Source organism: Sinisalibacter aestuarii (assembly GCF_027923545.1).
Taxonomy (GTDB): Bacteria; Pseudomonadota; Alphaproteobacteria; order Rhodobacterales; family Rhodobacteraceae; genus Sinisalibacter; species Sinisalibacter aestuarii.
On the sequence record NZ_BROH01000011.1, the window covers coordinates 69,882 to 82,672 of the forward strand.

Here is a 12,791-nt window from a genome sequence, read left to right on the forward strand (position 1 = left end):
GACGCGGCGGACACGGATTGCGCCGGGGAATGGGCGACCTCGCACCTATGTGTAAGTCTCTGTTTATAAACATGTTATCGCTATCATTAATATCGCGCAGAAACGGAGACTTGCGGACCGATGCGGGCAGCGGACACAAAGCAGCGCGGTTGCAAACGGCAATCGCGCCTGGCACGCTGACGTGGATTGAGGGGCGGCCCGTGGCGCAGCGCAGAAACTGGACAGAGCGAGAAGTGGTCGAGGCGCTCGCGCTATATCTTCGGCTCGATTTTGGCCGGTTCCATGCCCGAAACCCACAGGTCATCGCTCTGGCAAGGCGGATATCACGCACACCTTCTGCCGTGGCGCTGAAGCTCACCAACCTTGCCGCGCTCGATGACAGCCTGCCGCAAAAGGGCATGGCCCATGCCTCGGCAACGGACCGCGCGGTCTGGGCCGATTTCCTCGCCACGCCCGACAAGGTGCTCGCCGCCTTTGCCGCGCAGCAGGCACCCGATTCCGCGTCGGGCGGGGATAGCTTCGCCGAACGGCAGGCGGCATTTGCGGCCCGGCAATCCGAGACCCGCAGCGCCTCGGTCAGCCCCCGGATCGGCCAAAGCTTTTTCAGGGAGGTTATCCTTACCTCCTATCGCGGCCGTTGCGCCTTGACCGGCAATGACGATGCCCGCCTGCTCACCGCGAGCCATATCGTTGGGTGGGCGGAAGATGAAACGTTACGGGTGAACCCCGCAAACGGCATTTGCCTCAACGCGCTGCACGATCGCGCGTTTGACCGGCATCTCATCACCTTCGATGAGGACTACCGGCTGAAAATTGCCGGAGATGTGCCACGGGACGCCCGGCGCGCGCTCGAAAAAGTGGAAAGCGGGCGGCTTGAAATGCCTGCCCGTTTCCTGCCGGATCAAGGCTTCCTCGACCGTCACCGCCGCCGGTTTCACGCCCGCCAGCGTGCCGTCTGATTACCCGTCCATGCGGATGCGGGCATTGCCCGGGTCGTAGGGGCTGTCTTCCACCACCTGCGCGTCGAACAGCTCGCCCTGCATCCGCACCTTGAGCCTGGTGCCCGGCGTGGCGAGGTCGGGGCGGACGTAGCCCATGCCGATGGATTTGCCGAAGGCGACCGAATAGCCGCCCGAGGTGAGGCGGCCCACCTTCTCGTCGCCGGAATAGAGCGCCTCGCGGCCCCAGGGGTCGGCGTCGGCCGGGCCGTCGATGAGGAGCGTCACGCACATAGAGCGGATGCCCTTGGCCTCCATCGCGGCCTTGCCGTGGAAGTCTTTGGAGAGGTCGACGAAACGGTCCAGCCCGGCTTCCAGCGGCGTGGCGTCGCGGCCCAGTTCGGTGCCGAAGGCGCGGTAGCTTTTCTCCTGCCGCAGCCAGTTCTGCGCCCGCGCACCCACGGGTTTCAGCCCGTGCTTTTCACCGGCTTGCATCAGGAGATCCCACAGGTAGCGGCCCATCTCGACGGGGTGGTGCAGCTCCCAGCCCAGCTCGCCGGTATAGGCGACGCGCACGGCGGTGAGCGGGCACATGCCAAGCTCGATCTTCTGCGCCGAAAGCCAGGGGAATCGCTTGTTGGAGAGCGCGGTGTCCGGCTCGGCATCGTTGATCACTTCGGCGAGGATGGCGCGGGCATTGGGGCCGGCAAGGGCGAAAACGCCGATCCGGGTGGTCCAGTCTTCCACCTCGATCCGGCCGAACTCGGCCTCCTTGTCGGCCACAGCTTTCAGCAGATAGTCGCGGTCATAGGCGTGCCAGGCGCCGGCCGAGATCAGCACGAAGCGGTCTTCGGCCTCGCGGATGATCGTGTATTCGGTGCGGGTGGTGCCGGCCTCGGTGAGCGCATAGGTGAGGTTGATCCGGCCCACGCGCGGCAGCTTGTTGGTGGTGAACCAGTCGAGGAACGCCGCCGCACCGCGGCCTTTGACGATGTGTTTGGCGAAGGCGGTGGCGTCGATGATGCCGGCGGTTTCGCGGATCGCTTTCGCCTCGGCCTCGGCATATTGCCACCAGCCGCCGCGGCGGAAGCTGCGCGCATCGTGGTCGAAGCTGTTGGGCGCATCGAGGGGGCCGTAATAATTGGGCCGTTCCCAGCCGTTGACCTGCCCGAACTGCGCGCCAAGCGCCTTCTGCGCGTCATAGGCCGGGGCGGTGCGCAGCGGCCGGGCGGCGGGGCGTTCCTCGTCGGGGTGGTGCAGGATGTAGACGTGTTCGTAGCATTCCTCGTTCTTGCGGACGGCATATTCGGTGGTCATCCAGTCGCCGTAACGCTTGGGATCGAGGCTCGCCATGTCGATCTCGGCCTCGCCCTCGACCATCATCTGGGCGAGGTAATAGCCGGTGCCGCCGGCGGCGGTGATGCCGAAGCTGAACCCCTCGGCCAGCCACATGTTGCGCAGGCCCGGGGCGGGGCCGACCAGCGGGTTGCCATCGGGCGTGTAGCAGATCGGGCCGTTGAAATCGTCTTTCAGCCCCACCGTTTCCGAAGACGGAATGCGGTGGATCATCGACATGTATTCCTCCTCGATCCGGTCGAGATCGAGCGGGAACAGATCGGCGCGGAAGCTGTCGGGCACGCCATAGGCGAAGCGCGCCGGGGCACCACGCTCATAGGGGCCGAGAATCCAGCCGCCGCGTTCCTCGCGCACATACCATTTCGCGTCGGCATCACGCAGCACCGGGTGTTCGCCATGGGTCTTGCGATAGTCCAGCAGCGCCGGATCGGGTTCGGTGACGATGAACTGGTGCTCGACCGGGATCGCCGGGATCTTGATGCCGAGCATCCGCGCGGTGCGCTGGGCGTGGTTGCCGGTGGCGGTGACCACATGTTCGGCATGGATTTCCACCTGTTCCTCGGTCGGCACGAGATTGCCGCCGCGTTCGCCCATCTTGGTGGCGGTCACGATCCACTCGGAGCCGGTCCAGCGGTAGCCGTCGACCTGCCATTTGCGCTCGATCGCCACGCCGCGCTGGCGGGCACCCTTGGCCATCGCCATCGTCACATCGGCGGGGTTGATATAGCCATCGGTGGGGTGGAACAGCGCGCCGATCAGGTCTTCGGTGCGCACCAGCGGCCAGCGCTGCTTGATCTCGTCGGGGGTGAGAAATTCATGCGGAATGCCCACCGTCTCGGCGGTACTGGCGTAAAGCTGGTATTCGTCCATCCGCGCCTGGCTTTGCGCCATGCGCAGGTTGCCGACCACCGAGAAGCCGGCATTGAGCCCGGTCTCTTCCTCCAGCGTCTTGTAGAACTTCACCGAATAGTCGTGGATGTGCGAGGTCGCATAGCCCATGTTGAACAGCGGCAGCAGGCCCGCCGCGTGCCATGTCGATCCGCTGGTCAGCTCGTCGCGCTCCAGCAACATCACGTCCTGCCAGCCGGCGCGGGCGAGGTGATAGGCGATCGAGGCACCGACGGCCCCGCCGCCGACAACAAGGGCTTTCACATGGGTCTTCATCCGGCGACTCCTCGGCTGGTTGCGCTTCATCCTGCCCGATGAAGCGAAAGCCGGGAAGAACCAGCCGACGCTTGAAGGCGCGAAAACGACGCTGGCCACGCCGCCGCCGCCATGCCAGTGTGACGCGGCAACGACGCGGGAACCCCATGCCGATCACCACCTGCATCTTCGACGCTTACGGCACCCTGTTCGACGTCTCCGCCGCCGCGCGCGAAGCCGCCGCCGAGCCGGGCAACGCGGCGCTGGCGGAGTGCTGGCAGGCGCTCGCCTTCGACTGGCGGCGCAAGCAGCTCGAATATACCTGGCTGCGCGCGATCACCCATGAGCACCGCGATTTCTGGCGCGTCACCAGGGATGCGCTGGACTGGGCGATGGAGGCACAGGGGCTGCGCGATGCCGGGCTGCGCGAGCGGCTTCTGGCGCTGTACTGGACGCTTTCGCCCTATCCGGAAGTGCCGGGGATGCTGACCCGGCTGAAACAGGCCGGGATCGGCACCGCGATCCTTTCCAACGGCTCGCCCGACATGCTCGACGGGGCGGTGCGCTCTGCCGGGATCGGGGCGCTGCTCGACGATGTGCTCTCAGTCGAAAGCGTGGGCATCTACAAGCCCGCGCCGCAGGTTTATGAACTGGTCACCACGCGGTTCGGCTGCGCACGCGACGAGGTGCTGTTTGTCTCCTCGAACGGATGGGACATCAACGGCGCCGCCGGCTACGGCTTCTTCACCGCCTGGGTGAACCGCATGGGCGAGCCGCGCGACCGGCTCGACCATCCGCCGCATGAAGAGCTGGCCGACCTCACCCCGATCCCCGACATCGCGGCGGCGATCTGATGAACGTGGCGTATTTTCAATCGGAAGACGGGCTGCGCCTGGCCTATCGCGACGAGGGCGAGGGCCTGCCGCTGATCGCGCTGGCGGGGCTGACGCGCAACAGCACCGATTTCAGCTTTCTCGCCCCGCATCTTGGCGGCGTGCGGCTGATCCGGCCCGATTACCGGGGGCGCGGATTGTCGGACCGGGCGGCCTGGGCGAGCTACAATGCCGGGCAGGAGGCGCGCGACGTGCTCGCGCTCATGGACCATCTCGGCCTTGCCCGCGCCGCCATTCTCGGCACCTCGCGCGGCGGGCTGATCGCGATGGGGCTCGCCGCCACGGCGCATGAGCGGCTGATGGGCGTGTGCCTTAACGATATCGGCCCGGTGATCGAGCCGGAGGGGCTTGCCTCGATCGAAGCCTATCTCGGGCGCGCCCCGGCGGCGACAAGCTACGAAGAGGCGGCCCGCGCGCGGGCGAAAACCGCCGTGGGGTTTGCCAATGTGCCCGAGAGCCGCTGGCTTGCCGAGGTGAAGATCCTGTTCGACCAGACCGAGAGCGGCCTTGCCCTCACCTACGATCCGGCGCTGCGCGACGCCTTCCTCGCCGCAGGCCCCGATCTGCCGCCGCTCTGGCCGCTGTTCGACGCGCTGGCGGGCCTGCCGCTTGCGCTGATCCACGGTGCGGGTTCCGACATTCTCTCGCAGGCCACCGCCGACGAGATGCGCCGCCGCCGCCCCGATCTGCGCTATGCCCGGCTTGCGGACCGGGGCCATGTACCCTGGCTCGACGAACCCGAGGCCCTCGCCGTGATCCGTGGCTGGATCGGAGACATGACATGAAGATCGAGACGATCCGCGAGGCCGCCGGGCGGCTTGCCGGCCATGCCCGCCGCACGCCGCTCCTGTCATCGCCCTTTCTCGACGAGATCGCCGGCCGCCGGGTGCTGGTGAAGCCCGAATGCCTGCAACATACCGGCAGCTTCAAATATCGCGGCGCGCGCAACACGCTGGCGGCGATGGCGCCGGAGCGGCGGGCGCGCGGCGTCATCGCCTTTTCGTCGGGCAACCATGCGCAGGGCGTCGCCCTCTCGGCGCGTGAATTCGGCGTGCCCGCCGTCATCATCATGCCCTCCGACGCGCCCGCGCTGAAGATCGCCAATACCCGCGCGCTCGGGGCGGAGGTGGTGCTCTACGACCGGGCGAGCGAGGACCGCGACGAGATCGGCGCGCGGCTGGCCGGCGCGCGCGGGCTGACGCTGGTGCGGCCCTTCGACGAGCCGCTGGTGATCGCCGGGCAAGGCACGGTGGGGCTTGAGATCGCCGAAGACGCCGCCGCGCTTGGGCTGGACGCCGCCGCTGTGCTGGTGCCCTGCGGCGGCGGCGGGCTGACCTCCGGCATCGCCACGGCGCTGGCGGCGGAGGCGCCCGGGCTCAGGGTGCATCCGGTGGAGCCGGAGGGGTTCGACGATGTGAAACGCTCGCTGATCGCCGGGGAGATCCAGCGCAACACCCGGCTCTCCGGCTCGATCTGCGACGCGATCATCACCCCGGCGCCGGGCGATCTGACCTGGCCGATCATCCGGCGCCTCTGCGGCGCGGGCATCGCGGTGAGCGAAGACGAAGCGCTGATGGCGATGGCGGCGGCCTTTACCCGGTTGAAGATCGTGATCGAGCCGGGCGGCGCTGTGGCGCTGGCGGCGGCGCTGTATCATGGCAGCGAGATCGAGGGCGAGGCGGTGATCGCGGTGGCCTCGGGCGGCAATGTGGATGCGGCGCTGTTCCGCATGGCGCTGGAACGGTTCGGCTGAGCGGGGATGCGTCGGAGGCGGGCGTTAACCCGATGGCAGGGAATGAACGGGGCGTTAACGGCAGATTTCCCCTAACGTTCTGAGGTGGAATGGTTTTCTTCTGAAATCTGACACCACGATTCTAGGATTCTAGAATCGTGGTGTCGTCAGGCAGCGCATCGGCGCCGCGACGCCGCCCAATGATCATCGCCAATGCGGCGGGCCGGCTTCACGCGCCCGGCGCGGCGGCTATGGGCGCGCGCCGCCGGAGGCCGGGATGCCCGATGCCCCTCACCCTTTCCGCTTCAGAAACCGCGCCACGGGGTCGGGATCGCGTCCGCCCACGGCCTCCCATTCCTCGGCCAGCGCCGCGCGCTCGGCCTCGACCAGTGCCGCCACATCGGTGATCCGCGCGCCCTGCGCGCGCATGTGGTCCATCAGCCGGTGCGAATGCAGGATCGTCGGCAAAGCGTCCTGCGGTTCCCAGGCATCCAGCATCGTCACCCGGCGCAGGTTGAATTCCGGCGGCAGCACCCAGAAGCGCAGATCGGAGCGCCAGAGCAAATCGCGCAGCGCCGGCTGGTCGCGCTCCCCGCCGCTTTCGGCGAAGGCGCGCGCCCAGTCCGCCAGAAACGCCAGCATCCTGGGCGAGCGCCGGTAGAGCATCACGCCGGAATTGAGCTGCGGCACCGCATAGGGCGTCTGAACCTCCTGCCCGGCCCGGATCAGCTCCGAGGCCCGGCGCACGTCATGCGCCAGCGCCAGCTCGAACCGCTCCAGCACGTCGAACAGATCGCCAAGCGGCGCGAGCACCAGCGTATCGGCATCCAGAAACAGCGTGCGGCCAAACCGGGTGCGGCGCATGCAATCGAGCTTCGAGCGCGGATGCGGATCGGCGATCCCGTGCACCGCGTCGAACAGGCCCGGCTGCGCCGCGTCGGGCGCATCGGTGAACAGATCCACCGCCAGCCCCGGCTCCACCGCCCGGAGCGAACGCGCCGAGGCTTCCGCCAGATTGCGGTAGTCCGGCCCGGTGGCCACGTAGATCACACCCTTGTCCATGCTGCCGCATCAGGCCCCAGCCCGGCCGCCAAGACAAGGGCTTTCGCCCTGCTGTGCTTGACTCGCCTGCCCCGCGCGCGTAAACGCCCAGCGAACCCCGGAAGCTCCGCCTTCCGGTCCCAAGGCCCCAAGGCCGGGATCGCCCCCCGTCAGCGCGTCGCGCCCACGGGGGCAAAACCCGTTTGGCGCCCCGGGTTGGGAATAGTTGGGAATACCGCGCGCCCGTCCCCATATCGGGGGCACAGACAGAAACGGCAAAGGAGCCGAGACATGTTCGAAAGCCTCTCAGACCGCCTTTCCGGCGTCTTCGACCGGCTGACAAAACAGGGCGCGCTGTCGGAGGACGACGTCAAGACCGCGCTGCGCGAGGTGCGGGTGGCGCTGCTGGAGGCCGACGTTTCGCTGCCCGTGGCGCGCGACTTCGTCAAGAAGGTGCAGGACAAGGCCACCGGCCAGGCGGTGACGAAGAGCGTCACCCCCGGCCAGCAGGTGGTGAAGATCGTCCATGACGAACTGGTGGCGGTGCTCACCGGCGAGGGCGATCCGGGCGCGCTGAAGATCGACAACCCGCCCGCGCCGATCCTGATGGTCGGCCTGCAGGGCGGCGGCAAGACCACCACCACCGCCAAGCTCGCCAAGCGGCTCAAGGAGCGCGAGGGCAAGCGCGTGCTGATGGCCTCGCTCGACGTGTACCGCCCCGCCGCCATGCAGCAGCTCGACGTGCTGGGCCGGCAGATCGGGGTGGACACGCTGCCGATCGTGCCCGGCGAAAAGCCCGTCGATATCGCCAAGCGCGCCAAGACGCAGGCCAGCCTCGGCGGCTATGACGTCTATATGCTCGACACGGCAGGCCGGCTGCATATCGACGACGTGCTGATGGGCGAGGTCGAGCAGGTTTCGGCCGTGGTCTCCCCGCGCGAAACGCTGCTGGTGGTCGATGGCCTCACCGGTCAGGTGGCCGTGGAAGTGGCGCAGGAATTCGACGACAAGGTCGGCATTTCCGGCGTGGTGCTGACGCGGATGGATGGCGACGGGCGCGGTGGTGCGGCGCTGTCGATGCGCGCCGTCACCGGCAAGCCGATCCGCTTCGTCGGCCTTGGCGAGAAGATGGACGCGCTCGAAACCTTCGAGCCGGACCGGATCGCCGGGCGCATCCTCGGCATGGGCGATATCGTGGCGTTGGTGGAAAAGGCGCAGGAGACCATCGAGGCCGAACAGGCCGAAAAGATGATGCGCCGCTTCCAGAAAGGTCAGTTCAACATGAACGACCTCAAGCTCCAGTTCGAGCAGATGCAGAAGATGGGCGGGATGGAAAGCGTCATGGGCATGATGCCCGGCATGGGCAAGATGGCCAAGCAGGCCGCCGAGGCCGGGCTGGACGACAAGGTGATCAACCGCCAGATCGCGCTGATCAACTCGATGACCAAGCGCGAGCGCGCCAATCCGCAGATCCTGCAGGCGAGCCGCAAGAAGCGCATCGCCGCGGGGGCCGGGCAGGAAGTGTCGGAGCTCAACAAGCTGATCAAGATGCACCGGCAGATGTCGGACATGATGAAGAAGCTCGGCAAGATGGGCAAAGGCGGGATGCTGAAACAGGCGATGAAGGGCATGTTCGGCAAGGGCGGCGGCCTGCCGGGCGGGATGCCCGACATGAACGACCCCAAGGCGATGGAAGAGGCCGCGAAGGCGCTTGGCGGCAAGCTGCCCGGCGGTTTGCCCGGCCTCGGCGGTGGCGCGCAATTACCGCCGGGCCTTTCGGGGTTTGGGAAGAAGAAGTGACCGCCCCCACCGCATATCCCTGGGAAGACGCCCGCGTGGGCGCCTCCGATGCCTCCGCCGGCTTTGCCGCGCGGCTGCGCGGGATGTTGCCCCGGCTGGAGACGGCCCGGCTGGTGCTGCGCGCTCCGGTGATCGAGGATTTCGAGACCTACCGTGCGATCATGATGTCGGAGCGCGCCGTTTACATGGACGGGCCGCTCAGCCGGCGTGAAGCCTGGCTCGATTTCGTTCAATGCATCGCCAACTGGCATCTGCGCGGCCACGGGCTGTTTACCGTCACCGCCGGCGACAGCGGCGAGACGCTGGGCTTCGTCAACCTGACGATGGAGCATGGCGACCGCGAGCCGGAGCTTGGCTGGTTCGTCACCGAAGAGGCCGAGGGCGCGGGCTATGCATTCGAAGCAGCCGAAGCGGTGCGCGACTGGGGGCTGCGGGTGGCGAAGCTCACCGCGATGGTCAGCTATATCGACCCGCCCAATGCCCGCTCGATCAATCTCGCGACCCGCCTTGGCGGCTGGCACGATCCGGCGGCCTCCGCCGAGGTTTCGCAGGAGCAGGGCGGCGCGGTGGCCGTCTACCGTCACTGGCCGCCCGCCGATGACGAAGGCGGCATGGGAGCCTATGCATGATCGCCCCCACCCTCACCACCACCCGCCTCACCCTGCGCGCCCAGCGCCCGGAGGATTTCGACGCCTACGCCGCCTTCTACGGCTCCGAGCGCAGCCGGGGCATGGGCGGGCCGCTCGACCGGCCCAGCGCCTGGCGGGCCTATGCCGCCGAACTCGGCCATTGGCAGATGCGCGGCTACGGCTTCTGGATGGCCGATGTGACCGAGACCGGGCAGACGGTGGGCCAGGTCGGCTTCTGGCACCCCGAGGGCTGGAGCGAAGTGGAGATCGGCTGGGCGATGTTCGAAGGGTCCGAGGGCAAGGGCTATGCCTTTGAGGCCGCGCAGGCCCTGCGCGCCTATGCCTATGACGAGCTGGGCTGGGGCCCGCTCACCAGCGTGATCGTGCCCGGCAATACCCGGTCGGAAGCCCTTGCCGCCCGCCTTGGCGCGGCGCCGGAGCGCGAATGGCTTTCGCCCAGCGGGCGCATCGGCGTGATCTGGCGCCATCCGGGCAAGGAGGCGCTGGCATGACCATGGCCGAGCTTGCCCCCACCACCATCGTCATCCCGACGCTGGAGACGGAGCGGATGTTTCTGCGCGCCTTCCGCGAGGAGGATTTCGAGGAAGAGGTCGCGTTTTTCGAGAGCGACCGCTCGCGGATGGTGGGCGGGCCGCTGCCCCGGCCACAGGTCTGGCGCACGATGGCGGCGATGGTCGGCCACTGGCACCTGCGCGGCTTCGGCTTCTGGGCGCTGGAGGAAAAGGCCACCGGGCGCTATCTCGGCCGCACCGGCCTGTGGCAGCCCGACGGCTGGCCCGACCGCGAGATCGGCTGGACGCTGATGGGCCATGCCGAAGGCAAGGGCTTTGCCCGCGAGGCAGCGCTCGCGGCGCGCAGCCATGCCTATCGCATGCTCGGCTGGACCACCGCGATCTCGCTCATCATGGCCGGCAATCTCCGGTCGGAAGCGCTGGCCCTGCGGCTCGGCGCGCAGCGCGAAAGCGAGTTCCTGCACCCGACCCTGGGGGCGATGAATATCTGGCGCCACCCCGGCCCCGGCGCGGAGGCCCTGCAATGACCGACACACGCGGCACGGAGACCCCGATGAGCGACGATACCTCCCGCGCGGCCCGGCTCCTCAGCGAGCACCGCGCCTCGATCGACCGGCTGGACGCGATTCTTGTCTACACGCTCGGCGAGCGCTTCAAGCACACGCAGGCCGTTGGCAGGCTCAAGGCCGAACACGAGCTTCCCCCGTCCGATCCCGCCCGCGAGGCGCAGCAGATCGCACGGCTCGAAGAATTGGCGAAAGAGGCCGATCTCGATCCCGATTTCGCCAAGAAGTTTCTCAACTTCATCATCGCTGAAGTGATTCAGCACCACCGCAAACACCAGGAAACCGGGTCGTAAGGCCCTCGAAATAGCTCGGATACAGGAGAAAACCCCATGGCTATGAAAATCCGTCTCGCCCGCGGCGGCTCGAAAAAGCGCCCGTTCTACCGCATCGTCGCCACCGACAGCCGCATGCCGCGCGATGGCCGCTTCATCGAGAAGCTGGGCACCTACAACCCGCAGCTTCCGAAGGATTCGGAAGACCGCGTGAAAATGGACATCGACGCGGTGAAGGCGTGGCTCGACAAAGGCGCCAAGCCGACCGACCGCGTGGCCCGGATGCTGGAAGCCGCCGGCGTGCTTGAGAAGAAAGAGCGCTCGAACCCGAAGAAGGGCACCCCGGGCAAAGCCGCGCAGGAGCGCGCCGAAGCCAAGGCCGCCAAGGCTGCGGAAGCCGAAGCCGCTCCGGCCGAGGAAGCCCCCGCCGAGGAGGCCCCGGCCGAAGAGGCTGCCGCCGAAGAAACCGCTGAATAAGCGGCCGGTTCGGTTTATGTTTCCGGCGCGGGGCCCTTGCGGGTGCCGCGCCGCTTTGCTTTGGAGGGGTCATGAGTGATGCGCGCATCTGTGTCGGGGCGTTCGCGGGCGCTTTCGGCGTGCAGGGCGAAGTGCGGCTGAAAAGCTTCACCGCCGACCCGGAGGCCATCGCCGATTACGGCCCGCTCCACAGCGAAGACGGCAAGACGGTGTGGGAGATCGAGATCACCCGCGCCATCAAGAACGGCTTTGCCGCGCGGGTGGCCGGCGTGCGCAGCAAGGAGGAGGCCGACACGCTGCGCGGCGTCCAGCTCTTTGCCGACCGCGACGCCCTGCCCTCGCTGCCCGACGACGAATTCTATCACACCGACCTGATCGGGCTGGCCGTTTTCGACACGGGCGGCAAGGCGCTTGGCACGGTGATGGCGGTGCACAATCACGGCGCGGGCGACTTGCTGGAGATCGGCGGGCCGGGCCTGAAAACGCCGGTGCTGCTGCCCTTCACGCGCGAGGCCGTGCCCACCGTCGACCTCACGGCGGGCCGCGTCATCGCCGATCCGCCCGAAGGGATCTTTCCCGAATGACGCAGGTGATCGTCCATGCGGGCTTTCACAAAACCGGCACGTCGAGCCTGCAGGACTATTTTCGCAAGATCCGCCACCGGTTGCCGGACGGGATCGCCGTCCACCTCAAGGAAGATTTTCTCGACGCGGGCAATCTCGCGCGGCGCTACGGCCAGCGGCCATATCCGTGGCGGCGGCGGCGCTTTGCGCGGGCGCTGCGCCGCTATCTGGCCACGGTCGACGAGCGCCCGGTGCACATCCTCTCGTGGGAAGGCTTTTCCGGCATCATGCCCGGCCACCGCCGCCTGACCGGCCCGGTGCGCAATATCCGCCGCGCGGCGATCCCGCTGGCGCACACCATCATCGCCGAGCTGCGCCGCCGCTTCGGGCCGGAGGTGGAGATCACCTTTCTCTACACCCTGCGCGAGCCGGAAAGCTGGCTGCGCTCGGTGCATGGCCATCTCTTGCGGTCGATCCGGCTCACCGAGGATTTCGACAGGTTCCGCGCCGGCTTCGCCGCGCCGATCCGGCTGGACGATGAAGCGGCGCGGATCGCTCTGGCGATTGCGCCCTTGCCCGTCGTCACCTCCTGGCTCGATGATACGAAACAGCGCCACGAGGGTCCGGCGGCGGCGCTGCTCGATCTGCTCGACCTGCCCGAAAGCCTGCGCGCCACGCTGCCGCCCGCGCAGAAGACCAATGCCGGCAACAGCGACGAGATTCGCGCCCAGTGCCTCGCGCTCAATCTCAGCGTCGGGGACGACCGCGAACTGAAACGGCTCAAGGATGCGCTGACGGGGTTCAACCGCCCGGCACAGCGGGCCGCCGCCCGGCGCTGAAATCCGGGG

The 12,791-nt window shown here is 67.8% G+C and carries 14 protein-coding genes; 12 read left to right on the top strand and 2 right to left on the bottom strand.

Translation table 11 applies throughout. The features are described from left to right. Positions 1-200 precede the first annotated feature (200 nt). Positions 201-959 (top strand): HNH endonuclease, encoded by a 759-nt coding sequence (locus QMG28_RS16200; RefSeq protein WP_281843362.1) that lies wholly within the window; start codon positions 201-203, stop codon positions 957-959. Here QMG28_RS16200 and QMG28_RS16205 read toward each other — a convergent pair whose 3' ends face one another. After that, a complete protein-coding gene (locus tag QMG28_RS16205) occupies positions 960-3,458 on the bottom strand; it encodes a GcvT family protein (protein ID WP_281843363.1) in 2,499 nt (832 codons plus the stop codon). It abuts the gene before it with no gap. A 146-nt stretch (positions 3,459-3,604) separates the two neighbouring features. On the opposite strand from QMG28_RS16205, the gene QMG28_RS16210 reads away from it, so the two are divergent. Genes QMG28_RS16210 through QMG28_RS16220 form a run of 3 tightly spaced genes read left to right on the top strand, consistent with a single transcriptional unit; the run spans position 3,605 to position 6,083 of the window. Next, positions 3,605-4,291: a haloacid dehalogenase type II gene (locus tag QMG28_RS16210; RefSeq protein WP_281843364.1), complete on the top strand. Its 687-nt coding sequence runs from the start codon at positions 3,605-3,607 to the stop codon at positions 4,289-4,291. Next, complete coding sequence (locus tag QMG28_RS16215) at positions 4,291-5,115, top strand: alpha/beta fold hydrolase (protein WP_281843365.1); 825 nt, start codon at positions 4,291-4,293, stop codon at positions 5,113-5,115. Before QMG28_RS16210 ends, QMG28_RS16215 begins: the two co-directional genes overlap by 1 nt. Then, the gene (locus QMG28_RS16220; RefSeq protein ID WP_281843366.1) at positions 5,112-6,083 is read left to right on the top strand and encodes a threonine ammonia-lyase; all 972 of its coding nucleotides are present in this window, start codon (positions 5,112-5,114) and stop codon (positions 6,081-6,083) included. Before QMG28_RS16215 ends, QMG28_RS16220 begins: the two co-directional genes overlap by 4 nt. Before the next feature lie 270 nt (positions 6,084-6,353). Here QMG28_RS16220 and QMG28_RS16225 read toward each other — a convergent pair whose 3' ends face one another. Next, on the bottom strand, positions 6,354-7,124 hold the full coding sequence (locus tag QMG28_RS16225) for a putative nucleotide-diphospho-sugar transferase (protein WP_281843367.1): 771 nt from the start codon (positions 7,122-7,124) through the stop codon (positions 6,354-6,356). Positions 7,125-7,394: 270 nt separating this feature from the next. Here QMG28_RS16225 and ffh point away from each other — a divergent pair, with 270 nt between their 5' ends. The 8 genes from ffh to QMG28_RS16265 all read left to right on the top strand — a co-directional run bounded on the left by ffh (position 7,395) and on the right by QMG28_RS16265 (position 12,782). Continuing rightward, positions 7,395-8,903 carry a signal recognition particle protein gene (gene ffh, locus QMG28_RS16230; protein ID WP_281843368.1) on the top strand — a complete coding sequence of 503 codons (1,509 nt, stop codon included), beginning with the start codon at positions 7,395-7,397 and terminating at the stop codon, positions 8,901-8,903. After that, positions 8,900-9,532 (top strand): GNAT family N-acetyltransferase, encoded by a 633-nt coding sequence (locus QMG28_RS16235; RefSeq protein ID WP_281843369.1) that lies wholly within the window; start codon positions 8,900-8,902, stop codon positions 9,530-9,532. Before ffh ends, QMG28_RS16235 begins: the two co-directional genes overlap by 4 nt. Then, positions 9,529-10,044 (top strand): GNAT family N-acetyltransferase, encoded by a 516-nt coding sequence (locus QMG28_RS16240; RefSeq protein WP_281843370.1) that lies wholly within the window; start codon positions 9,529-9,531, stop codon positions 10,042-10,044. Before QMG28_RS16235 ends, QMG28_RS16240 begins: the two co-directional genes overlap by 4 nt. Next, positions 10,041-10,592, top strand: coding sequence for a GNAT family N-acetyltransferase (locus QMG28_RS16245; RefSeq protein ID WP_281843371.1), 552 nt, complete (start codon positions 10,041-10,043; stop codon positions 10,590-10,592). The genes QMG28_RS16240 and QMG28_RS16245 overlap by 4 nt, the downstream gene beginning before the upstream one ends. Before the next feature lie 26 nt (positions 10,593-10,618). Then, complete coding sequence (locus tag QMG28_RS16250) at positions 10,619-10,924, top strand: chorismate mutase (protein ID WP_281843428.1); 306 nt, start codon at positions 10,619-10,621, stop codon at positions 10,922-10,924. Positions 10,925-10,960: 36 nt separating this feature from the next. Beyond that, complete coding sequence (rpsP, locus tag QMG28_RS16255; protein WP_281843372.1) at positions 10,961-11,380, top strand: 30S ribosomal protein S16; 420 nt, start codon at positions 10,961-10,963, stop codon at positions 11,378-11,380. A 71-nt stretch (positions 11,381-11,451) separates the two neighbouring features. Next, positions 11,452-11,964 (top strand): ribosome maturation factor RimM, encoded by a 513-nt coding sequence (rimM, locus tag QMG28_RS16260; protein WP_281843373.1) that lies wholly within the window; start codon positions 11,452-11,454, stop codon positions 11,962-11,964. Further along, positions 11,961-12,782 (top strand): sulfotransferase, encoded by an 822-nt coding sequence (locus QMG28_RS16265; protein ID WP_281843374.1) that lies wholly within the window; start codon positions 11,961-11,963, stop codon positions 12,780-12,782. Before rimM ends, QMG28_RS16265 begins: the two co-directional genes overlap by 4 nt. The last annotated feature ends 9 nt before the right edge of the window (positions 12,783-12,791 follow it).